The 20,013-nt window shown below is 56.2% G+C and carries 22 protein-coding genes and 1 tRNA gene; 20 read left to right on the top strand and 3 right to left on the bottom strand.

The genetic code is table 11. The features are described 5' to 3' along the window. The first annotated feature begins 131 nt into the window (after nucleotides 1–131). Nucleotides 132–2,114, top strand: coding sequence for a DEAD/DEAH box helicase (locus tag JN524_RS07660; RefSeq protein ID WP_202368984.1), 1,983 nt, complete (start codon nucleotides 132–134; stop codon nucleotides 2,112–2,114). Between the two features lie 35 nt (nucleotides 2,115–2,149). Next, nucleotides 2,150–2,755: a hypothetical protein gene (locus tag JN524_RS07655; RefSeq protein WP_237402970.1), complete on the top strand. Its 606-nt coding sequence runs from the start codon at nucleotides 2,150–2,152 to the stop codon at nucleotides 2,753–2,755. A gap of 347 nt (nucleotides 2,756–3,102) precedes the next feature. Here JN524_RS07655 and JN524_RS07650 read toward each other — a convergent pair whose 3' ends face one another. Further along, complete coding sequence (locus tag JN524_RS07650; protein ID WP_202368982.1) at nucleotides 3,103–3,450, bottom strand: hypothetical protein; 348 nt, start codon at nucleotides 3,448–3,450, stop codon at nucleotides 3,103–3,105. A gap of 121 nt (nucleotides 3,451–3,571) precedes the next feature. On the opposite strand from JN524_RS07650, the gene JN524_RS07645 reads away from it, so the two are divergent. The 3 genes from JN524_RS07645 to JN524_RS07635 are packed head-to-tail and all read left to right on the top strand — an operon-like array spanning nucleotide 3,572 to nucleotide 5,251. Beyond that, nucleotides 3,572–4,117 (top strand): PAAR domain-containing protein, encoded by a 546-nt coding sequence (locus JN524_RS07645; protein WP_202368981.1) that lies wholly within the window; start codon nucleotides 3,572–3,574, stop codon nucleotides 4,115–4,117. A gap of 10 nt (nucleotides 4,118–4,127) precedes the next feature. Further along, a complete protein-coding gene (locus tag JN524_RS07640; protein WP_202368980.1) occupies nucleotides 4,128–4,910 on the top strand; it encodes a hypothetical protein in 783 nt (260 codons plus the stop codon). Beyond that, nucleotides 4,895–5,251, top strand: a complete 357-nt coding sequence (locus tag JN524_RS07635) for a DUF7079 family protein (RefSeq protein WP_202368979.1) — start codon at nucleotides 4,895–4,897, stop codon at nucleotides 5,249–5,251. Before JN524_RS07640 ends, JN524_RS07635 begins: the two co-directional genes overlap by 16 nt. 130 nt (nucleotides 5,252–5,381) lie before the next feature. On the opposite strand, the gene JN524_RS07630 is transcribed toward JN524_RS07635, so the two are convergent. Next, nucleotides 5,382–5,466: transfer RNA gene (locus tag JN524_RS07630), tRNA-Leu, on the bottom strand. Between the two features lie 108 nt (nucleotides 5,467–5,574). On the opposite strand from JN524_RS07630, the gene queA reads away from it, so the two are divergent. The 6 genes from queA (at nucleotide 5,575) to JN524_RS07600 (ending at nucleotide 11,678) form a co-directional block, all read left to right on the top strand. Continuing rightward, nucleotides 5,575–6,639: a tRNA preQ1(34) S-adenosylmethionine ribosyltransferase-isomerase QueA gene (gene queA / locus JN524_RS07625; protein ID WP_202368978.1), complete on the top strand. Its 1,065-nt coding sequence runs from the start codon at nucleotides 5,575–5,577 to the stop codon at nucleotides 6,637–6,639. A 14-nt stretch (nucleotides 6,640–6,653) separates the two neighbouring features. After that, on the top strand, nucleotides 6,654–7,769 hold the full coding sequence (tgt, locus tag JN524_RS07620) for a tRNA guanosine(34) transglycosylase Tgt (protein WP_161794909.1): 1,116 nt from the start codon (nucleotides 6,654–6,656) through the stop codon (nucleotides 7,767–7,769). A 43-nt stretch (nucleotides 7,770–7,812) separates the two neighbouring features. Then, on the top strand, nucleotides 7,813–8,151 hold the full coding sequence (gene yajC, locus JN524_RS07615; RefSeq protein WP_003227923.1) for a preprotein translocase subunit YajC: 339 nt from the start codon (nucleotides 7,813–7,815) through the stop codon (nucleotides 8,149–8,151). Between the two features lie 64 nt (nucleotides 8,152–8,215). Continuing rightward, the gene (secD, locus tag JN524_RS07610; RefSeq protein WP_123589091.1) at nucleotides 8,216–10,084 is read left to right on the top strand and encodes a protein translocase subunit SecD; all 1,869 of its coding nucleotides are present in this window, start codon (nucleotides 8,216–8,218) and stop codon (nucleotides 10,082–10,084) included. A gap of 9 nt (nucleotides 10,085–10,093) precedes the next feature. Beyond that, on the top strand, nucleotides 10,094–11,008 hold the full coding sequence (secF, locus tag JN524_RS07605; protein ID WP_096795519.1) for a protein translocase subunit SecF: 915 nt from the start codon (nucleotides 10,094–10,096) through the stop codon (nucleotides 11,006–11,008). Between the two features lie 121 nt (nucleotides 11,009–11,129). Then, the gene (locus tag JN524_RS07600) at nucleotides 11,130–11,678 is read left to right on the top strand and encodes a glycine zipper 2TM domain-containing protein (RefSeq protein ID WP_027612139.1); all 549 of its coding nucleotides are present in this window, start codon (nucleotides 11,130–11,132) and stop codon (nucleotides 11,676–11,678) included. A gap of 204 nt (nucleotides 11,679–11,882) precedes the next feature. Here JN524_RS07600 and suhB read toward each other — a convergent pair whose 3' ends face one another. Continuing rightward, a complete protein-coding gene (suhB, locus tag JN524_RS07595; RefSeq protein WP_007964419.1) occupies nucleotides 11,883–12,701 on the bottom strand; it encodes a type III secretion system regulator SuhB in 819 nt (272 codons plus the stop codon). Nucleotides 12,702–12,846: 145 nt separating this feature from the next. On the opposite strand from suhB, the gene trmJ reads away from it, so the two are divergent. From trmJ to fdx, 9 genes are all read left to right on the top strand, one after another. Then, complete coding sequence (trmJ, locus tag JN524_RS07590) at nucleotides 12,847–13,617, top strand: tRNA (cytosine(32)/uridine(32)-2'-O)-methyltransferase TrmJ (RefSeq protein ID WP_202368977.1); 771 nt, start codon at nucleotides 12,847–12,849, stop codon at nucleotides 13,615–13,617. Nucleotides 13,618–13,620: 3 nt separating this feature from the next. Beyond that, nucleotides 13,621–14,397 (top strand): serine O-acetyltransferase, encoded by a 777-nt coding sequence (gene cysE, locus JN524_RS07585; protein WP_024014221.1) that lies wholly within the window; start codon nucleotides 13,621–13,623, stop codon nucleotides 14,395–14,397. A 247-nt stretch (nucleotides 14,398–14,644) separates the two neighbouring features. After that, nucleotides 14,645–15,136, top strand: coding sequence for a Fe-S cluster assembly transcriptional regulator IscR (iscR, locus tag JN524_RS07580; protein ID WP_007956690.1), 492 nt, complete (start codon nucleotides 14,645–14,647; stop codon nucleotides 15,134–15,136). Between the two features lie 50 nt (nucleotides 15,137–15,186). After that, nucleotides 15,187–16,401, top strand: coding sequence for an IscS subfamily cysteine desulfurase (locus JN524_RS07575; RefSeq protein WP_007964423.1), 1,215 nt, complete (start codon nucleotides 15,187–15,189; stop codon nucleotides 16,399–16,401). A gap of 83 nt (nucleotides 16,402–16,484) precedes the next feature. Then, nucleotides 16,485–16,871 (top strand): Fe-S cluster assembly scaffold IscU, encoded by a 387-nt coding sequence (gene iscU / locus JN524_RS07570; RefSeq protein WP_003227907.1) that lies wholly within the window; start codon nucleotides 16,485–16,487, stop codon nucleotides 16,869–16,871. Between the two features lie 28 nt (nucleotides 16,872–16,899). Then, on the top strand, nucleotides 16,900–17,223 hold the full coding sequence (iscA, locus tag JN524_RS07565; protein ID WP_003227904.1) for an iron-sulfur cluster assembly protein IscA: 324 nt from the start codon (nucleotides 16,900–16,902) through the stop codon (nucleotides 17,221–17,223). Between the two features lie 8 nt (nucleotides 17,224–17,231). After that, nucleotides 17,232–17,753, top strand: a complete 522-nt coding sequence (gene hscB, locus JN524_RS07560; RefSeq protein ID WP_008084660.1) for a co-chaperone HscB — start codon at nucleotides 17,232–17,234, stop codon at nucleotides 17,751–17,753. 51 nt (nucleotides 17,754–17,804) lie between these two features. Beyond that, nucleotides 17,805–19,670, top strand: a complete 1,866-nt coding sequence (gene hscA / locus JN524_RS07555; RefSeq protein WP_003227899.1) for a Fe-S protein assembly chaperone HscA — start codon at nucleotides 17,805–17,807, stop codon at nucleotides 19,668–19,670. Beyond that, nucleotides 19,670–20,011 (top strand): ISC system 2Fe-2S type ferredoxin, encoded by a 342-nt coding sequence (fdx, locus tag JN524_RS07550; RefSeq protein ID WP_003227897.1) that lies wholly within the window; start codon nucleotides 19,670–19,672, stop codon nucleotides 20,009–20,011. The genes hscA and fdx overlap by 1 nt, the downstream gene beginning before the upstream one ends. The last annotated feature ends 2 nt before the right edge of the window (nucleotides 20,012–20,013 follow it).

The following is a 20,013-nucleotide window of genomic DNA, read 5'->3' as shown; positions in this document are numbered from 1 at the left end:
GCAGACGCGCAAGCTAGCAAAACTGTGCGAATGACTTACTATCAGTAGATTGATTTACGAAAAAGCTTTGCTAAGGCCAAGCATCCAGGATACGCCCCAGCGCGTGATAGGGAATTACGAGGAAAGACGTTATGTCGGATTACTGTTTTTATGCCACAGATGCGCAAGAGCTCGTTGAGAAAGCAGGCGTTAAAGACCAAATCGAAGCATTTGCAGAGCGAAACAAAAAGCAGACATACGTTTTGCGCCGGCCACTGTCTAAAGATGACGCAGTTTATGATTATGAAAACGCTGTAGCAGTTTTTATCTCAGGTATGCGTCCATTTTTTCTAAATGTGGGTGGTGATGATGTTTTATTTGCGGAATATATGGATGATTTTATTGAGGATATTTCATTTCTTTCTGAGAAGTTTAAATACAGGGAGAAGATAGGCCGGAAGAAACATTGGGAAACTCTATTTGATTCTTGCGATGGAAGCGAGATTGATTTTGAGAGTAGAAGGGCGGAATCACCAGCAAGCGGGCGCTTGGTGGATTTGATCACATCTCTGGTAGTTGGAAGTATCAATGATGTCTCCAAGGTTAACCTAGAGGCAAGGGATCTGCTTGACTCAATAAAGTCTAAAATTATCCTGTTTGATACTGATCAGACAAGCTTTGTCTTTCGCTCGGGTGGCGGCAAGAAATTTGTAATTCAAGGACTTGCAGGATCAGGGAAGACCGAGCTCTTATTGCATAAAATGAAAGAAATATACTCTCGGGATCAGACGGCCAGAATTGCGTTTACTTGCTTTAATAAAATATTGTCGTCCTCCATGAAAAGCAGGATTCCTAGTTTTTTCGACTTTATGCGGGTGGAACGCCAAATAGACTGGGGTAATAAACTTTTTTGCTTTCACTCTTGGGGGAGCTCAAGAGATCCGTTCTCTGGCATGTACAGATATATTTGCCACTGTTACGGAATACCTTTTGGAAGCCTACAGTCGGGAAGCTTTGACTTCCTTTGCAAAAGAGCCATAACTGATATCAAAGCGCTTTCGGGGGATCGAAAAACTATATTCGATTATGTGTTTGTCGATGAGAGCCAGGATTTTACGCCTAGCTTTATTGAGCTATGTGAGCTGGTTACTGCGAAGAAAGTTTTTGTTGCTGGTGATGTTTTTCAGAATATTTTTCGCCCGATCGATGAGGGTGTCAATCGTGCAGATATGGTTCTTAAGAAATGCTATCGTACGGACCCCAAAAACTTAATGTTTTCACATGCTTTAGGCATGGGGTTGTTCGAAAAGCCAGTATTACGTTGGTTAAAACCTCGAGAATGGGATGCATGTGGTTACCTTTACACTGAAAAAGAGGGTAACGCTATAGTTTCACGTGATCCGTTACGTCGGTTCGAAGATATTCCACCAGACTTCAAAAGCACTACTGTTCAAACGTTACGAGAAGGGGCTTCGATAGCGGAGCAGTTGGTTGACGTAGTGATGGCGATCATTGCGCGACACCCGAGTGCACAGCAAGGTGATGTCGCGATAATATTTTTGGATAAAGATAATTATATTTATGACGTTATCACGCAGCTGAAGGGGGTAGTGGCAGAACGGTTAGGATGGCAGGTTAACGTTTCTTTTGAAACTAAAACTAGTGATCCTGAAAAGTTTTTTGTTTCAAATATAAATAATGCCAAAGGTCTGGAATTTCCATTTGTAATCTGTTTCGCATTGAATTTGAATAGGCAGCCGTCATTCCGGAACGCGCTTTATACTATGATGGCTCGTTCTTTCTTGGAAAGCCATTTAGTGGTCGGACGCAGAGCTGACTTTGAAACGGTTCAGAATATCAATTTGGGCTTAAGTTATTTGACAGAAAATAATTGCATGAGTTTGCGCGTTCCGTCTGCGGAAGAAATAAATAACCAACAAGAATTTATTGTCCTTGATCAGATGCAAACGGTAGAGGAGGTAGTTAGGCAGTTCTGTTCCGAGAGAGGCGCAAGTCCGCGCTTGGTCGCGAAACTAATTAATAGAATAAATACTATGATTGGAGACTCGGAATATGATGATGGATATCTTGATACGTTATTAAATATGGAGTACGAGAGGCATCGGATGCTATGACGGCTTTTTTTTTCAAGGAGGTACCGGATTATCGCATGGGCGGTTTTGTTGCCGTAAGGAACTCATTTGATAATCTTAGTAATATTCTTCATTTGGCGGAGTTGGTAAATACATGTGGTCACTGCAAGTTGTCTGCATACGATGAGGATTTTGACTTTGCTATATTTTCTGGGGATTATTGCCGCGCCCTAATAAGAAAGTCAGATGGTTTTTTTTCTATGGCAATACCATTCCATATTGTTGATGACGGGGAGAAGGTCGCTTTTAACTTTGATCTCGTGGGTGTCGAGGTGAGTGGTAGTTTCATATCTATTATGCGTAATGCAATACTTACATCTAGGCAGGGATTACCATGTCATGATGAAATAGTTTATTCGATAGCTACAGATTTCGGATTCGAAATTGCCGATGCGTTATTGTATTACGATGCGTTTCTCGCTTTGATTGCGGATGATCATGGGTACTTTCGATTTGATGATGATCCAGATAATGAAAATGGCGAAATTCACCCCAGATACCATTTTGATTTTTTTTATAAGAACACTTCGTCTATCAAAATTGGTACGGATAAAGCAGTAGATATTAATTACTTTTATTCTCTTTTTGATGGGGCTTTGCCGAAGAAATATCTTAGAGCGTGATTAGTTATTAAAGACGGACATTCAGGCTTTTTTTTCAGCTAGAGGAAACCTGCGAGTCTGATAACCCGTGTAGGGGCCCCCCTTACCGGCGCGTCCGCTCGCGCTGAAGGTTCACGCCGTGAAAAGGGGTGAGGGGAACGCTAATCCATAGGTAGCGATAACATGGTGTTCCATGTGTTCCATGTGTTCCAGAAACGCTAGAGGCCAAGTAATTAAAGGCTTTCAGAGGTGAAACACCAAATGCGAACAACCGGAACACCAGTTACGCGGAACACGTTTGGTGTTCCGCGAATGATGCTCCGGTTTAGGGGGAGGAGCGTCACGACTGATAGTCGAGACGCGGGCAATCAAGCGGCGATCAGTTGCTCAATGGAAATTGCACATGCCTTCGCAGTGACCGTATCTTCATTGATGGACATCGGTCCGAACGGCACATGCAGTGGAACGTAAAGGTCAATGAGAGAGCTTGAACGTCCCATCGCCTTTTCCGTGGCGTGCAGGTGTGCTGCGATGGTGGCGAACTCTTGAGCTGCCTTGTCTAGGCGGTCGGCCCACATGAACCGTGCTGCACGTAGCTGTTGGTGTCGAATATCTTTCAAGGTCTGGTTACTCTCTGCAATGGCTGCCTCGAGCTTCTCCACTTCAATAAAGGAGGGACCCCTTTTTCTAAATGTGGTCTGTTCCTGAAGTCTCATTATTTTGCGACGTTCGCTTCATGCTCTCGACCGTCTACAACCGATCATTATCAGTCAAGGAAGGCGCGCTGACTTTATGATAGGTTTCGCTGTACGCGAGAAATTTTGACAGGAGGTCATCATGGCTAAACCGGCTGCACGTAAAAGCGATCCCTCTAGCTGCCCACTGCCAGGGCACGGCACCAACCCCATCGCCACAGGCTCATCTGACGTGTTCTTTGACGGCTTGGCCGCTGCACGCCAAGGCGATACCTGCACCTGCGGCAGTGCGTTGTCCTCTGGTTTGTCCTCTACCGTATTCATCAATGGCAAAAACGCCGCCACTATCAACACGGGCGGTACCCACGGCAGCATCGTCATCGGCGGGTCGGGCACAGTCATCATTGGTGACACGCACACACCGTGCGCCTTTGTTCCACCAGAGCCGATAATCGGCCAAGCCAGATGGATTGGATTCAAGATTCCCGCCGAGGAAAGCTATGAGGGCTTATCGTGCACTGCGCATTTTGAGGACGGCTCTTCGCTCCCCGGCATATTCGATAAAGACAATGCAGTCAAATTTACCAACCCCTCAGGTAAAAAATGCTTGATGCTCAAGTTCGAAGACGAGCCGCCTACAGATAGCCCCTCCGTCACTGACAGCCTTTTGAGCAAAATTCTGGGATAAGGAACATCCTATGACCGAACCGTACATTGTTACCGGTAGCTATGTTGTTCAGCGTGAGCACGCTTTGAAGGAATCTCCCCTTGATCGCGCTTTAGAGCTGATGGAAGGCGCTGCGCTGAGGTTTTCGCTGGACGCCATTTCGGATGAAAAAGTCCGGGCGAGTTATCTGAAAAACATCAAACGTATGTCTCAGCAAACCTTGGATGACGTAAAGGCCGGGAAAATTACGGCGCAAGAAGGCGTGCAGTTCAGTCATGAGATGAGAAACAAGATCATGATGGAACACCGCAAATTCACGTCTGCACAAGGTCTGGCGATTGTTCAAAAGAAGAAAGCCGATGGCAGGACTTTGCAGTCTCTTTTTGACCGCTACTCGGAGCGACTTTTCAAAAAACCTTACAACAGCCTTACTGCAGCAGAGCAGTCAAAGGTTCACTACACCATTTTGGAAGCTGCCGGTCGGGACGACGTGAAGTTTACGAAGGGCACTAAAAAAATGTTGATCATGGGGAAGCTCGGAGTCTTGGTGACTGCCGCCCTCGCGACTTATCAAATCCTCAATGCCGAAAACAAGCCGAAAGAAGCGGCACGCCAAGGCATCATCGTTGGTGGTGGTGCCGTAGGCGGTATTCTTGCGGGTATGGGAGTTAGCGCACTCTGTGGTCCAGGGGCTCCCATTTGTGCAATAGCTGTTGTTTTGGTGGGATCGGTTGCCGGTGGTGTCGCCGGTGGAGTGGTCGCTGACTCACTGGATGAAGAACTGGAGGAGTTTTCGCATTGGGACATTTTTTGAGTGAGACAGAACTGAAAAATGTAAGGGTCGCACTCTCTGATCCGTTCAACGATTTCCCTGTGGATTACGACTACATAGCCAGTCAGGTAAAGAACATCGATCCCGGTGTGCTGTACGAGATCCTTTATTCAGAAGTCGCACCGGTGTGTTTCACCAACATTGCGGCTGCCGTGCCCTCTGTCTGGACGGGTTTCGACCCCGAGTCGCTCAATAGCATGATCAACGAAAGGCTGGCGGAGAGAGAGCGCAGTTGGATACGCAGGCAATTCGATAAAGCGCTGGTTCTCTGGCTCAAATACAACTATGGCTACATCTGGAAGGAAATTGCCCGCAGGTTGTGAGCGTTCACATGCCGGATTTCTGATAAAAAACAAATCGCGGGGAGGTGCGGGGCGCGCGAGGCCAGCGCCACGCGTTCACTTTTCTGCAGACGAAAAAAAAGGCCTTGCTAAGCAAGACCTTTCTTAATTTTGGTGCCCCGAGGGAGACTCGAACTCCCACTCCTTTCGAAAACGGATTTTGAATCCGCCGCGTCTACCAATTCCGCCATCAGGGCTCAATGGCGGCGAAGTATAGAGAGGTGATTACCGTTGGTCAATCACGTTTCATGGTCAATTTTTGATAATTCCGCTAGACTTTCCGGCCCTGCTAGACGAACCCCATCATGCGCGTTGCTGACTTTACCTTCGAGCTTCCTGATTCGCTGATCGCCCGCCACCCTTTGGCCGAGCGTCGCGGTAGTCGCCTGCTGACCCTTGATGGGCCGAGCGGCGCCCTTGCACACCGTCAATTCACTGATTTGCTTGAGCATTTGCGCCCAGGTGATTTGATGGTATTCAACAATACCCGGGTGATTCCGGCGCGTTTGTTCGGGCAGAAAGCTTCGGGCGGCAAGCTGGAAATCCTCATCGAACGCGTGCTCGATACGCATCGCGTGCTGGCCCATGTGCGCTCCAGCAAGTCGCCGAAGCCGGGGTCGAAGATCCTCATCGACGGCGGTGGCGAAGCCGAGATGCTCGCACGCCACGATGCGCTGTTCGAGCTGGGCTTTGCTGAAGAAGTGCTGCCGCTGCTTGATCGCGTCGGGCACATGCCGTTGCCTCCTTATATAGACCGCCCGGACGAAGGCTCGGATCGTGAGCGCTATCAGACCGTGTACGCCCAGCGTCTCGGTGCGGTGGCGGCGCCGACGGCGGGGCTGCATTTCGATCAGCCGCTGATGGAGGCGATTGCCGCCAAGGGTGTCGAAACTGCGTTCGTCACGCTGCACGTCGGTGCGGGGACGTTCCAGCCGGTGCGCGTCGACAAGATCGAAGATCACCACATGCACAGCGAGTGGCTGGAAGTCGGCCAGGACGTGGTCGACGCCGTTGCCGCGTGCCGTAAGCGTGGCGGGCGGGTGATTGCCGTGGGCACCACCAGCGTGCGTTCGCTGGAAAGTGCCGCGCGCGATGGCGTGCTCAAGCCGTTCAGCGGTGACACCGACATCTTTATCTACCCGGGCCGGCCGTTCCATGTGGTCGATGCCTTGGTCACCAATTTTCATTTGCCCGAATCCACGCTGTTGATGCTGGTTTCGGCGTTCGCCGGTTATCCCGAAACCATGGCCGCTTATAAAGCCGCTGTCGACAACGGTTACCGCTTTTTCAGCTACGGTGATGCGATGTTCATCACCCGTAATCCCGCCCCGACTGCCCCTGAACACACAGGCCCAGAGGAAACAGAATGAGTCGCGAATGTCGCATGTCCTTTGAACTGCTTGCCACCGATGGCAAGGCTCGTCGTGGTCGGCTGACCTTCCCGCGTGGCACCGTCGAGACCCCGGCGTTCATGCCGGTGGGCACCTATGGCACGGTCAAGGGCATGTTGCCGCGTGACATCGTCGCCACTGGTGCGGAAATCATTCTGGGCAACACCTTCCACCTGTGGCTGCGTCCGGGCACCGAGGTGATCAAGGAGCACGGCGACCTGCACGATTTCATGCAGTGGAAAGGCCCGATCCTCACCGACTCCGGCGGTTTCCAGGTGTTCAGCCTGGGCGCCATGCGCAAGATCAAGGAGGAAGGCGTGACCTTCGCCTCCCCGGTCGACGGCTCGAAAGTGTTCATGGGCCCGGAAGAATCGATGCAGGTGCAGCGCGATCTGGGTTCGGACATCGTGATGATCTTCGACGAGTGCACGCCGTACCCGGCTGACGAAGACGTCGCCCGCGTATCGATGGAGCTGTCGCTGCGTTGGGCCCAGCGCTCGAAAAACGCGCATGGCGACAACACCGCGGCCCTGTTCGGTATCGTTCAGGGCGGCATGCACCAGGATCTGCGCATGCGCTCGCTGGAAGGCCTCGACAAGATCGGCTTCGATGGCCTGGCCATTGGCGGTCTGTCGGTGGGCGAGCCGAAGCACGAGATGATCAAGGTGCTGGATTATCTGCCGGGCATGATGCCGGCTGACAAACCTCGTTACCTTATGGGCGTTGGCAAACCGGAAGATCTGGTTGAGGGTGTGCGCCGCGGTGTGGACATGTTCGATTGCGTGATGCCAACCCGTAATGCCCGCAATGGGCATCTGTTCATTGATACAGGCGTGCTGAAGATCCGTAACGCGTTCCATCGCCATGATGATTCGCCGCTGGATCCGACCTGCGATTGCTATACCTGCCAGAACTTCTCCCGCGCTTATCTGCATCACCTGGACAAGTGCGGCGAAATGCTCGGCAGCATGCTCAATACCATCCATAACTTGCGCCATTATCAGGTGCTGATGGCTGGTTTGCGCGAGGCTATTCAACAGGGTACATTGGCCGCCTTTGTCGATGCCTTCTACGCCAAACGCGGGCTCCCCGTTCCGCCTTTGGACTGAGTTTTCTGACCCCAAGATTCAACATTTGCAACTGGAGTGCTAAATGAGCTTTTTTATCTCTAACGCCATGGCTGACGCAGCTGCACCGGCTGCTGCAGGCCCAATGGGCGGCGGCTTCGAGTGGATTTTCCTGGTCGGCTTCCTGGTCATCTTCTACCTGATGATCTGGCGTCCACAGGCCAAGCGCGCCAAAGAGCAGAAGAACCTGCTGAGCAGCCTTGCGAAGGGTGACGAAGTGGTCACCACCGGCGGCATCGCCGGCAAGATCACCAAAGTGGCCGATGACTTCGTGGTTCTGGAAGTTTCCGACACCGTGGAAATGAAGTTCCAGAAGGGCGCCATCGCCGCCACGCTGCCAAAAGGCACGCTGAAAGCGATCTAAGGTTCCAACTTCTACTCAATCGACGGGGCGCGCAAGGCGCCCCGCGTTCATAACGGGCGGCGTGATGCTGAACAAATATCCTCTGTGGAAATACATTCTGATCCTGGCGGTGCTGGCGATCGGTCTGATTTATTCCGCTCCGAATCTATACCCCGATGACCCGGCCATTCAGATCAGCGGCGCCAGCACGGCACTGCAGGTCAATCAGGCCGATCTGGATCGCGTCAGCACCGCGCTGCGTGAGTCCGGGATCAACGTCAAGGCAGCCTCGCTGGCCGCCAACGGCAAGGGCGGTCTGATCCGTCTGACCAAGGCTGAAGACCAGCTGCCGGCCAAAGACGTTGTGCGCAAGGCATTGGGTGATGACTACGTCGTCGCACTGAACCTGGCACAGACCACCCCGCAATGGCTGCGCAACCTGGGCGCGCACCCGATGAAGCTGGGTCTGGACTTGTCCGGTGGTGTGCACTTCCTGCTGGAAGTGGACATGGACAAAGCCCTCGACGCCCGCCTGAAAGTCTACGAAGGCGACGTCAAGAGCCTGCTGCGCAAAGAGAAGCTGCGCTATCGCAGCCTGCCACAACTGGGCGGTGCCATTCAGTTGGGCTTCAGCGATGCTGACTCCCGCGAACAGGCCCGTGCGCTGATCCGCAAGAACTTCAACGATTTCGACATTGTTCCGGCCGACCTCAACGGTCAACCGGTGCTGCGTCTGGCGATGACCCCGGCCAAGCTGGCGGAAATCCGTGAATACTCCATCAAGCAGAACTTGACCACGGTACGTAACCGCGTCAACGAGCTGGGTGTTGCCGAACCGATCGTTCAGCGTCAGGGCGCCAACCGCATCGTGGTTGAGCTGCCGGGCGTGCAGGACACTGCCGAAGCCAAGCGTATTCTCGGCAAGACCGCCAACCTCGAGTTCCGTCTGGCTGCAGAGCCGGGGGCTTCGAAAGCCACTTCCGAAACCTTCGAGTTCCGTGAAGGCAAGCGTCCTCCTGCGCAGATCGAGCGTGGCCTGATCATCACCGGTGACCAGGTGACCGACGCCAAGGCCGGTTTCGGCGAGCACGGCACACCTGAAGTGAACATCCGTCTGGATGGCCACGGTGGCGAGCTGATGAGCCGCGCGACCCGCTCGAACGTAGGTCGCAGCATGGCGGTGATCTTCATCGAACAGCGTCCGGTGACCACCTACGTCAAGCAGGTTGTCGACGGCGTCGAGAAAGACGTACCGGTACAGACCTTCAAGGAAGAGAAGAAGATCATCAGCCTGGCGACCATTCAGTCGCCGCTGGGCGCGCAGTTCCGCATCACCGGCCTGAACGGCCAGGGTGAATCGTCCGAGCTGGCGCTGCTGCTGCGTGCCGGTGGTCTGGCCGCCCCGATGTACTTCGCGGAAGAGCGCACAATCGGTCCGAGCCTGGGTGCTGACAACATCACCAAAGGTATCGATGCATCGCTGTGGGGCATGCTGTTCGTCTCGCTGTTCATCATCGCCATCTACCGCTTCTTCGGTGTGATCGCCACGGTCGCACTGGCGGTGAACATGGTGCTGCTGCTGGCGCTGATGTCGCTGCTGGGTGCAACGCTGACCCTGCCGGGTATCGCCGGTATCGTCTTGACCATGGGTATGGCGGTCGACGCCAACGTGCTGATCTTCTCGCGGATTCGTGAAGAGATCGCCGCCGGCATGACCGTGCAGCGTGCAATCAACGAAGGCTTCGGCCGGGCATTTACCGCGATTCTCGACGCCAACCTGACCACTCTGCTGGTCGGCGGCATCCTCTTCGCCATGGGCACCGGCCCGGTGAAGGGTTTCGCAGTGACCATGTCCCTCGGGATCTTTACCTCGATGTTCACGGCCATCATGGTGACCCGCGCAATGGTCAACCTGATCTTCGGCGGACGTGACTTCAAGAAGTTGTGGATTTAAGGGGCTGCCATGTTACGTACAATCAACTTCATGGGCGTTCGCAACTTTGCGTTCGGCGTCACTGTGTTTCTCACCGTTCTGGCCTTGTTCAGCGTTTTCCACAAGGGCATGAACTGGGGTCTGGACTTCACCGGCGGTACGCTCATCGAGCTGACCTACGAGCGTCCGGCTGACGTCACCAAAGTGCGCGAGCAACTGGCGACTTCCGGTTACCACGAAGCCATCGTGCAGAACTTCGGTGCGACCACCGACCTGCTGGTGCGCATGCCGGGTGAAGACCCGCAATTGGGCCATCAGGTAGCAGACGCGCTGCAGAAAGTCGGTGGCGACAACCCGGCGACGGTCAAGCGTGTCGAGTTCGTCGGCCCGCAGGTCGGTGAAGAACTGCGCGACCAGGGCGGCCTCGGCATGCTCCTGGCGCTCGGCGGCATCCTGATCTACCTGGCTTTCCGCTTTCAGTGGAAATTCGCGGTCGGCGCGATCGTTTCGCTGATTCACGACGTGATCGTGACTGTCGGTATCCTGTCGTTCTTCCAGATCACCTTCGACCTGACGGTGCTGGCGGCGGTACTGGCGATCATCGGTTACTCGCTGAACGACACCATCGTCGTGTTCGACCGGGTTCGTGAGAACTTCCGTGTGCTGCGCAAGGCTTCGCTGATCGAGAACATCAACATCTCGACCACCCAGACCCTGCTGCGGACCATGGCGACCTCGATCTCCACCTTGCTGGCGATCGCTGCGCTGCTGTTCTTCGGTGGCGACAACCTGTTCGGCTTCTCCATCGCCCTGTTCATCGGTGTTCTGGCGGGTACCTACTCGTCGATTTACATTGCGAACGTGGTGCTGATCTGGCTGAACCTGAGCACCGAGGATCTGATTCCTCCGGCCAACACCGAGAAGGAAGTCGACGACCGTCCATAACGGCCATCGCTTCACCGGTTGTCAGCCCGAAAAAGGCGCGAGTTGAACTCGCGCCTTTTTTTATGCTCCAAGGCTGGGAGAAGCGCGGGCGCGTCCCGCATGTGATGGTCAGGAGGTTCATGTGAACAAGTCGTTGCTGGTTGGTGCGGTATTGGGTGCTGTCGGTGTGACTGCCGGGGGTGCTGTTGCCACCTACAGCCTGGTTAAAAGCGGCCCTGAGTATGCGCAAGTGCTGGCCGTTGAGCCGGTCAAGACACAGATCAAGACTCCACGTGAAGTGTGCAAGGATGTTGCGGTAACCCGCCAGGCACCGGTCAAGGATCAACACCAGATCCTCGGTACCGCGATTGGTGCGGTAGCGGGTGGTTTGCTGGGTAACCAGATCGGCGGCGGTACCGGCAAGAAGATTGCCACGGTCGCTGGCGCGGTCGGTGGCGGTTATGCCGGTAACAAGGTGCAGGAAGGCATGCAGAACCGCGACACCTACACCACCACCCAGACTCGCTGTAACACCGTGAATGACATCAGCGACAAGGTCGTAGGTTACGACGTGCGTTATTCGCTGGATGGCAAGGAAGGCAAAGTGCGGATGGATCGCGATCCGGGCAACCAGATTCCGGTCGACAAGGAAGGCAAGTTGATTCTGTCGCAGAATCAGCCGGCTCAGTAAGGACCGACTGTTTAACAAGAAGCACCCTGCGGGGTGCTTTTTTGTTGCCTGTGTAGGAGCTGCCGAAGGCTGCGATCTTTTGACTTTGTTTTTTAAGAGCAAGATCAAAAGATCGCAGCCTTCGGCAGCTCCTACAGAGGGGGAATTGAATCGCAGGCATAAAAAAAGCACCCCGAAGGGTGCTTTTTGCTTTTCGCGGGTAGCTTAGCGCTTCAGCGAAGCCGGCAGGTGCGGCTGGATCGCCGTCAGCACTGCCTTGAAGCATTTGGTGTTGCCGGCAACGATGTGGCCTTTTTCAAGGAAGTCGTGACCGCCGGTGAAGTCGCTCACCAGGCCGCCGGCTTCTTGAATCAGCAGGGCGCCTGCAGCCATGTCCCACTCGGACAGGCCCGATTCCCAGAACGCGTCGAAACGACCGGCAGCCACGTAGGCCAGGTCCAGGCTGGCGGAGCCGGCGCGGCGGATGCCGGCAGTCTGGCCAACCAGGGCGCGGAACATGCCCAGGTAGTTGTCGAGGTTGTCCATCTGGTCGTCACGGAACGGGAAGCCAGTGCCCAGCAAAGCGCCTTCGAGGCTGGTGCGACCGCTGACGCGCAGGCGACGACCGTTCAGTTGAGCGCCGCGACCACGGCTGGCGGTGAATTCTTCCTGGCGAACCGGGTCCAGAACCACTGCGTGTTCCAGGCGACCACGGTATTTGCAGGCAATGCTGACAGCAAAGTGAGGAATGCCACGCAGGAAGTTGGTGGTGCCGTCCAGTGGATCGATGATCCACAGGTACTCTTCGCCTTCGATGCCGTTACCGACGTGCATGCCGGTCTCTTCACCCTGGATCGAGTGATTCGGGTAAGCCTTGCGCAGAGCGTCGATGATTTTCTGTTCGGCGGCGCGATCGACCTCGGATACATAATCCTTGGCGTCTTTTTCGTCGACCTTGATGGTATCCAGGCGCTCGATGGAGCGGAAGATCAGTTCACTGGCGCTGCGGGCGGCGCGCAGCGCGATATTCAGCATGGGCTGCATGGATGTGTCACCTAAGGTTGTTAAAGAAAGCCGCGCATTCTATCAGAACTTTTCTTCAGGTGAAGGTCGCTGTTCGCTTTCATAGCTTAACGGTAGGCTGTTCTGTAAGATTTGCACCCCTTTCCTGTGTCCGAGAGCGCCTCCCTTGCTGCAGAACATTCGTGTCGTCCTGGTCAATACCAGCCACCCCGGCAACATCGGCGGGGCCGCGCGCGCCATGAAAAACATGGGTCTGTCGCGGCTGGTGCTGGTCGAACCGCGGTTGTTTCCGCACCACGAAGCCGATGCCCGCGCTTCTGGTGCCGGTGACATCCTTGAAAACGCGCAGGTCGTCGCCACGCTGGAAGACGCCCTGGTCGGCTGCAATCTGGTGCTCGGCACCAGCGCTCGTGACCGGCGCATTCCCTGGCCGCTGCTCGATCCCCGCGAATGCGGGAGCAAAGTGGTCGAAGAGGCGGAGCAGGGCGCGCAAATCGCTTTGGTATTCGGTCGTGAAGACTCCGGCCTGACCAACGAGGAGCTGCAGCGATGTCACTTTCACGTGCACATCCCCTCCGATCCTGGGTTCAGCTCGCTGAACCTCGGGGCGGCGGTGCAGGTGTTGAGCTATGAAGTACGCATGGCCTGGCTGGCCGCTCAAGGGCAGCCGACCAAGATCGAGAAAGAAGAAGTGGCCTCGGTGAAAAGCGCCGAGCTCGCGACCATGGATGAGCTGGAGCGCTTTTATGAGCATCTGGAGCAGACGCTGGTCGCCATCGAATTTCTTGATCCGGAAAAGCCGCGGCACTTGATGGCGCGCCTGCGCCGGTTGTACGGACGCAGCTCGGTCAGCCGGGCGGAAATGAATATTTTGCGTGGCATCCTCACGGAAACCCAGAAAGCGGCCCGTGGTGAGCTTCTTAAGCGGAAGGACTGAATGATGTTTGAGCGTTTGCGTGAAGATATCCAGAGCGTATTCCATCGGGACCCGGCGGCGCGTAACGCTTTTGAAGTCCTGACCTGCTACCCCGGCATGCATGCAATCTGGATTCATCGCCTTGCCGGGATGCTGTGGCGCAATGAGCTGAAGTGGCTGGCGCGCCTGGTGTCTAACTTCGGTCGCTGGTTGACCGGGATCGAGATTCATCCGGGTGCCAAGGTCGGACGACGTTTCTTCATCGATCACGGCATGGGTATCGTTATTGGTGAAACCGCCGAGATCGGCGATGACGTGACGATTTATCAGGGCGTAACCCTTGGTGGTACCAGCTGGAACAAAGGCAAGCGCCACCCGACGCTGGGTGATGGCGTGGTGGTTGGTGCTGGCGCCAAAGTGCTTGGGCCGTTCACGGTAGGGGCTGGCGCGAAAGTCGGCTCCAACGCCGTAGTGACCAAGGAAGTGCCGCCGGGCGCTACAGTAGTGGGGATTCCAGGGCGGATCATCGTCAAGACCGATGAAGAGCAGGACGCCAAGCGCAAAGCCATGGCCGAGAAGATCGGCTTCGATGCCTATGGGGTCAGCGAAGACATGCCTGACCCGGTGGCCCGTGCCATCGGTCAGTTGCTCGATCATCTGCAAGCGGTGGACGGACGACTGGAGGGGATGTGCGGCGCGCTGAAGGATCTGGGCAGTAATTACTGTGCGAAAGATCTGCCTGAGCTGCGTGAAGAAGATTTCGCCTGCGTCAAAGGCAAAGACGAATCCAAGGCCGGCTGACAGGTTTCTGTAGGAGCTGCCGCAGGCTGCGATCTTTTGATCTTATTTACAGCCAAAGCAAAGATCGCAGCCTTCGGCAGCTCCTACACAGGCATCCGGCAGGTGGTGTGCCATTAAGCCGCAGACCCTGCTATCATTCGCGCGCTCTTTTGCGGGTAAACCCGACTAAAGCACTAGGTCTTATAGTTGACTTAAATGCTCGGGAATTGCATACTCCCGCCCATTCCGAACTCCGTGGTAATTGTCCATGCGACTGACTACAAAAGGCCGATACGCCGTGACCGCCATGCTTGACCTGGCGTTGCACGCGCAGCACGGGCCGGTGTCCCTGGCCGATATCTCCGAGCGCCAAGGCATCTCCCTGTCCTATCTCGAACAGCTTTTTGCCAAGCTGCGCCGCAGTAACCTGGTTTCCAGTGTTCGCGGTCCAGGCGGTGGCTACCAGCTGTCACGCGACATGCAGGGCATCCAGGTGGCTCAGGTGATCGATGCGGTCAACGAATCGGTCGACGCTACAAAGTGCCAGGGCCAGGGCGATTGCCATTCCGGCGACACCTGCCTGACTCATCACCTGTGGTGCGACCTGAGCCTGCAGATTCACGAATTTCTCAGCGGTATCAGCTTGGCCGACCTCGTAACTCGCCGTGAGGTGCAGGAAGTGGCCCAGCGTCAGGATCAGCGTCGTTGCAATGGCAAGGCGCCGCGCCTGGACAAGATTGAAGCGTCCGCCGTCGAATGACAGCCAAAGAGCTAGCGGCACGCCAGCCAGCCTGATTTAGGAGATAGTCCATGAAATTGCCGATTTACCTTGATTACTCTGCGACCACCCCGGTCGATCCGCGCGTTGCGCAAAAGATGAGTGAATGCCTGCTGGTCGACGGAAACTTCGGTAACCCGGCGTCCCGTTCCCACGTGTTCGGCTGGAAAGCTGAAGAGTCCGTCGAAAACGCCCGTCGTCAGGTGGCCGATCTGGTCAACGCTGACCCGCGTGAAATCGTCTGGACATCCGGTGCCACCGAATCCGACAACCTGGCGATCAAGGGTGCGGCGCATTTCTATGGTTCCAAAGGCAAGCACCTGATCACCAGCAAGATCGAACACAAGGCCGTTCTCGACACCATGCGCCAACTGGAGCGTGAAGGTTTCGAAGTGACCTACCTCGAGCCGACTGAAGACGGACTGATCACCCCTGCGATGATCGAAGCGGCACTGCGCGAAGACACCATTCTGGTGTCGGTGATGCACGTGAACAACGAAATCGGCACCATCAACGACATCGCTGCCATCGGCGAACTGACCCGCTCCAAGGGCGTTCTGCTGCATGTTGACGCGGCTCAGTCCACTGGCAAGGTCGACATTGACCTGCAGAAGCTGAAAGTCGACATGATGTCGTTCTCCGCCCACAAAACCTACGGCCCTAAAGGCATCGGCGCGCTGTACGTCAGCCGCAAGCCGCGTGTGCGCATCGAAGCGACCATGCATGGCGGCGGTCACGAGCGCGGCATGCGTTCCGGCACCCTGGCGACCCACCAGATCGTCGGCATGGGCGAAGCGTTCCGTGTAGCCAAGGAAGACATGGCTGCCGAAAACGTGCGCATCAAAGCCCTGAGCGACCGCTTCTACAAGCAGGTCGAGCACCTGGAAGAGCTGTACGTCAACGGCAGCCTGACCGCCCGCGTTCCGCACAACCTGAACCTGAGCTTCAACTACGTTGAAGGCGAGTCGCTGATCATGGCGCTCAAGGATCTGGCGGTATCGTCCGGTTCGGCCTGCACCTCGGCGTCCCTGGAGCCTTCGTACGTACTGCGCGCCCTGGGCCGCAACGACGAACTGGCGCACAGCTCGATCCGTTTCACCTTCGGCCGTTTCACCACCGAAGAAGAAATCGACTACGCCGCGCAGAAAGTCTGCGAGGCCGTTACCAAGCTGCGCGCTCTGTCGCCGCTGTGGGACATGTACAAAGACGGTGTCGACATTTCGAAAATCGAGTGGGCGGCACACTGATTTCAAGTCGCCGCGAACCGGCCCTGCGACCCCAGGTTGCAGGGCTTAAAGAGCGACTCTCTGATGAGTGAGGATTAAGCACCATGGCTTACAGCGAAAAGGTCATCGACCACTACGAAAACCCGCGCAACGTCGGCAAGATGAACGCGGAAGACCCGGATGTCGGCACTGGCATGGTCGGCGCCCCGGCGTGCGGCGACGTGATGCGTCTGCAGATCAAGGTCAACGATCAGGGCGTTATCGAAGACGCCAAGTTCAAGACCTACGGCTGCGGTTCGGCAATCGCTTCCAGCTCCCTGGCCACTGAGTGGATGAAGGGCAAGACGCTGGACGAGGCCGAGACCATCAAGAACACTCAGCTGGCCGAAGAACTGGCCCTGCCGCCAGTGAAAATCCACTGCTCGGTACTCGCTGAAGACGCTATCAAAGCGGCTGTTCGCGACTACAAGCAGAAGAAAGGCTTGATCTAAGCATTGCGCGACGAGTAAGGAGTCAACGATGGCTATCAGCATGACAGAAGCGGCTGCTCGACACGTGCGACGCTCCCTCGACGGGCGCGGCAAAGGTGAAGGGATTCGTCTGGGTGTTCGCACCACAGGCTGTTCCGGCCTTGCCTACGTGCTGGAGTTTGTCGACGAGGTGGTTGCCGAGGATCAAGTGTTCGAAAGTCACGGCGAGAAAGTGATCATCGACCCGAAAAGCCTGGCCTACCTGGACGGCACCGAGCTCGATTTCGTCAAGGAAGGGTTGAACGAAGGCTTCAAGTTCAACAATCCCAACGTACGCGGTGAATGTGGCTGCGGCGAAAGCTTCAACATCTGAGGCTTGTCGTGGGTATTCCTTGTCATTTCGCGTTATTCGAGCTGCAGCCGAGCTTTCGCCTGGATCTCGAGCAGTTGGCCACGCGCTACCGTGAGTTGGCGCGTGGCGTTCATCCTGACCGCTTTGCCGACGCATCCGAGCGCGAGCAGCGGTCGGCGCTCGAGCAGTCTGCGCGGCTCAATGACGCATACCAGACGCTCAAGAGTCCGGCCCAGCGTGCACGCTATCTGCTGACCATCAGCGGGCATGAAGTGCCGATGGAAGTCACGGTCCATGATCCCGAGTTTCTTCTGCAGCAGATGCAATGGCGCGAAGAACTCGAAGACCTTCAGGACAGTGCCGACCTCGACGGTGTCGCGGTATTCAAGCGGCGCCTGAAGGTGGCTCAGGAAGAACTCAACGAAAGCTTCGCAGCCTGTTGGGATGATGCGGCGCAACGCGAACAGGCCGAACGCCTGATGCGGCGCATGCAGTTCCTCGACAAGCTCACCTACGAAGTGCGCCAGTTAGAAGAGCGCCTCGACGATTAACCCAGTGCCGCTCCGGTCGCACGCCTGATATACAGATAAGTCCTGATCACGATGGCCCTACTGCAGATCGCCGAACCCGGCCAAAGTCCTCAACCGCACCAGCGTCGTCTGGCTGTGGGGATCGACTTGGGTACTACCAATTCGCTGGTTGCTGCGTTGCGCAGTGGTCTTTCCGAACCACTGGCCGACGCTGACGGGCAGGTCATCCTGCCGTCCGCCGTGCGTTATCACGCCGACCGCGTCGAGGTTGGCGAGTCGGCCAAGCTGGCCGCGTCCTCCGATCCCTTGAACACTGTGCTGTCGGTCAAGCGCCTGATGGGGCGTGGCTTGTCCGACGTCAAGCAATTGGGCGAGCAACTGCCATACCGCTTCGTCGGTGGCGAATCGCACATGCCGTTCATCGACACCGTGCAAGGCCCGAAAAGCCCGGTCGAAGTCTCCGCCGATATCCTCAAGGTCCTGCGTCAGCGTGCTGAAGCGACCCTGGGTGGCGAACTGGTCGGTGCGGTGATCACCGTTCCGGCGTATTTCGACGATGCTCAGCGCCAGGCCACCAAAGACGCGGCGAAACTTGCCGGTCTGAACGTGTTGCGTCTGCTCAACGAGCCGACCGCTGCCGCCGTGGCGTATGGCCTGGATCAACACGCCGAAGGTCTGGTCGCAATCTATGACCTGGGCGGCGGAACCTTCGATATTTCGATTCTGCGTCTGACTGGCGGTGTTTTCGAAGTGCTGGCCACCGGCGGCGATAGCGCGCTGGGCGGCGATGACTTCGATCACGCAATTGCCGGCTGGATTATCGAGAGCGCCGGCCTGTCCGCTGATCTCGATCCGGGCGCACAACGCAATCTGCTGCAAACCGCCTGTGCGGCCAAAGAAGCCCTGACCGATGCGGCCAGCGTTGAAGTCGCCTACGGTGACTGGAAAGCGCAGCTGACCCGCGAAGCCTTCGATGCGCTGATCGAGCCGATGGTCGCCCGCAGCCTGAAAGCCTGCCGCCGCGCCGTGCGTGATTCCGGTATCGAGCTGGAAGACGTACATGCCGTGGTCATGGTCGGTGGTTCAACTCGTGTGCCGCGCGTTCGTGAAGCCGTCGCCGAAGCCTTCGGTCGTCAGCCACTGACCGAAATCGACCCGGATCAAGTGGTGGCCATCGGGGCCGCGATCCAGGCGGATACGCTGGCTGGCAACAAGCGCGATGGCGGCGAACTGCTGCTGCTCGACGTGATTCCACTGTCCCTTGGGCTGGAAACCATGGGCGGGCTGATGGAGAAGGTGATTCCGCGCAACACCACCATCCCGGTCGCCCGTGCGCAGGATTTCACTACTTATAAAGACGGCCAGTCGGCCATGGCGATCCATGTGCTCCAGGGTGAGCGCGAGCTGATCAGCGACTGCCGCTCCCTGGCGCGCTTCGAACTGCGCGGCATTCCGGCGATGGTGGCCGGTGCGGCGAAGATTCGCGTGACCTTCCAGGTCGATGCCGACGGTCTGCTCAGCGTGTCTGCCCGTGAACTGGGTTCGGGCGTTGAGGCGAGCATTCAGGTCAAGCCGTCCTACGGACTGACCGACGGCGAAATCGCCAAGATGCTCAAGGACTCGTTCCAGCACGCCAATGACGACAAGGTCGCCCGCGTTCTGCGCGAGCAGCAAGTCGATGCCCAGCGCCTGATTGAAGCGGTGCAGGGTGCTCTGGAGGCTGATGGCGAGCGTTTGCTCGACGCCGAAGAGCGCATGGTCATCGAACTGCAGATGCAGGAACTGGCCGAACTGATGAAAGGCACTGATGGTTATGCTATCGAGCAGCAGACCAAGCGTCTGTCGCAAGTGACCGATGCTTTTGCTGCCCGCCGCATGGATCTGACGGTGAAAGCCGCTCTGTCGGGGCGCAATCTGAATGAAATCGAGGATATCTGATGCCGCAGGTCATTTTTCTGCCCCACGAGAAGTTTTGCCCTGAAGGCATGGTGGTCGAGGCCGAACCCGGCACTTCGATTCTCGATCTGGCTCACGAACATCACATCGAGATGGAAAGTGCCTGCGGCGGCGTCTGCGCCTGCACCACTTGCCACTGCATCATCCGCGAGGGTTTCGACTCGCTGGAAGAGGCGGACGAGCTGGAAGAAGACTTCCTCGATCGCGCCTGGGGTCTGGAGGCGCAATCGCGTCTGGCCTGTCAGGCTATCGTTGGTGAAGAAGACATCACCGTCGAGATTCCGAAATATTCGCTTAACCATGCGGCCGAAGCGCCGCACTGACT

Source organism: Pseudomonas sp. MWU318, from assembly GCF_016756945.1.
In the GTDB taxonomy this organism is placed as follows: domain Bacteria; phylum Pseudomonadota; class Gammaproteobacteria; order Pseudomonadales; family Pseudomonadaceae; genus Aquipseudomonas; species Aquipseudomonas putida_A.
This window is presented reverse-complemented; position numbering and strand designations above follow the sequence as displayed.